Origin of the sequence: Mameliella sp. AT18 (assembly GCF_028807275.1) — a bacterium.
GTDB lineage: Bacteria > Pseudomonadota > Alphaproteobacteria > Rhodobacterales > Rhodobacteraceae > Antarctobacter > Antarctobacter albus.
Map to the genome: position 1 here is coordinate 1 of NZ_JARAMO010000133.1, position 1,987 is coordinate 1,987.

Sequence of the window (1,987 nt, forward strand, 5' to 3'; positions counted from 1 at the left end):
TCCGCGTACGTTTTGTACGTTTTGTACAAACCGGCCCCGACCCGCTCGGTCCCCGGCCTCGCATGTGCCGCGCCCTGGCCAATCTTGAAAACCGGTTGCCCATCGCGAACCGCGTCCCGGCTTCTTCTTGGCAAAAATACCCCAACACGCGCCGCAGGCGCGCCCGCGACATCTGCCGCAGGCGCGCCCGGCGGGGATCAGACGATCCCCCCCTGGATCAGACGCTCGGCAAGTTGCGCATAGGCCTGGGAAATCGGCCCGTCGCCCATCGCCACCGGGGTGCCTCCGTCGCCGCCCAGCCGCGTGTCCAGGTCGATCGGCAGTTGCGCCAGCAGCGGCACGCCGATCTTTTCCGCCTCGGCCACCACGCCGCCATGACCGAAGATATGGCTGTCCTTGCCACAATGCGGACAGGTGAACACGGCCATGTTCTCGATCAGCCCCAGCACCGGCGTTTTCAGCGTGGCAAAGGCATCCAGTGCCTTGCGCGCATCCAGCAGCGCCACGTCCTGCGGCGTCGACACCACGATGGCGCCCGCCACCTCGGATTTCTGGCACAGCGACAGCTGCACGTCGCCCGTGCCCGGAGGCAGGTCGACAATCAGCACATCCTGCGTGCCCCAGTCCACCTGCATCAACATCTGCTGAAGTGCGCCCATCAACATCGGGCCACGCCAGACCACCGCCTTGCCCTCTGCCAGCATCGACCCGATGGACATGACGGTAACCCCATGCGCCTTGAGCGGAATGATCGTCTTGCCGTCCGGGCTGGCCGGCTTGTCCGTCAGGCCGAACATGCGCGGCTGGCTGGGCCCGTGAATATCCGCATCCAGAAGGCCCACGCGCTTGCCCGCGCGCGCCAGCGCCACGGCCAGGTTGGCCGAGACGGTGGACTTGCCCACGCCGCCCTTGCCCGAGCCGACGGCCAGGATCGTCTTGACCCCTGCCGGTTTCATCACGCTGTCCTGCGGTTTCGGATGGCCGCCCATCTTCAGCTGTGGCGGCGCCTTGGATTCGGTCGGCGCGCTCAGCACCACGCTGGCCGAGGTCACCCCGGGCACCGCTTCGGTCGCCTTCTGCGCAATGGCGCGCAGCGGCTCCATCTGCCGTGCCAGTTCCGCGCTCGGCGCCTCGATGACAAAACGCACCACGCCGTTTTCGACGCGCAACGCTCGAATCATGTCTCTGGAAATCAGGTTTCCCCCATCCGGCAGATCAACCCGCTCCAGCGCCGCCTCGACCGCGTCCTTCATTTCCGACATGTCTTACCCCGTGGTTTTGCCATTTTCAGTGGCGCTTCCCTTGCGTTAGCGCAACCTCAGATCATGCAGCTGCACAGCAATCAACCTTAACTGCCAAGAATTGAACAGTTTTCATATGCACTTTCTGCATAGCAGAAATGACGCCGTGGCCATTGTGCAGTCGCAGCATTTGCCCCATCTTTGTCGCAACCAAGGCAACGCACAGACACTGAGGCACGGAAATAATGGCACATGCAACGGCGAACATCACCAATGCCCAAAGCGGTTTGGGCGCCCGCATTTCCGGGCTGGTCGCAACCTTTCAGGCACGCCGCGCCCGCCGCCGGGTCTTTAAACAGACCTACGCAGAGCTGGCCTCGCTGAGCAACCGCGACCTGGCCGATCTGGGTCTGGCCCGCAGCGAAATCTCTCGCATCGCGTGGCAGGCCGCCAACGAGAACTAAGCCTTTCAGGCGGGACGCTCCTCCTCCCAGTCCCTCCTGTTCTGGTGCCGGCTCCACTCTCCTCCCTTTGGAGCCGGCACCCAAAAGTTTCGGGGCATGACCCCAACACCATATGCGGGCCCTCCTCCCATTCGGCCCGCAGACAGAGCGGCGACACCTCTCCTCCTCCCTGGTGTCGCCGCACGAAATTCAAGGGTCGCATGACCCGAACGTGATGTCGGATCCCTCTCCTCCTCCCTGGGATCTCGCATATGCGGCGGTGCCTCTCCTCCTCCCTGGCAC

The 1,987-nt window shown here is 64.1% G+C and carries 2 protein-coding genes; one reads left to right on the forward strand and one right to left on the reverse strand.

From position 1 onward, the window contains the following. Positions 1–197 precede the first annotated feature (197 nt). Positions 198–1,262 (reverse strand): Mrp/NBP35 family ATP-binding protein, encoded by a 1,065-nt coding sequence (locus PVW46_RS13780; protein ID WP_069210417.1) that lies wholly within the window; start codon positions 1,260–1,262, stop codon positions 198–200. Positions 1,263–1,486: 224 nt separating this feature from the next. Between PVW46_RS13780 and PVW46_RS13785 the strand changes: the two genes are divergently transcribed. Beyond that, entirely contained in the window at positions 1,487–1,705 is a 219-nt protein-coding gene (locus tag PVW46_RS13785) for a DUF1127 domain-containing protein (protein WP_043137743.1), read from the forward strand. The last annotated feature ends 282 nt before the right edge of the window (positions 1,706–1,987 follow it).

Coding starts and splice junctions, on each gene's coding strand:
- PVW46_RS13785 (WP_043137743.1), top strand. CDS start 1,487: ATGGCACATGCAACGGCGAACATCACCAATGCCCAAAGCGGTTTGGGC.
- PVW46_RS13780 (WP_069210417.1), bottom strand. CDS start 1,262: ATGTCGGAAATGAAGGACGCGGTCGAGGCGGCGCTGGAGCGGGTTGAT.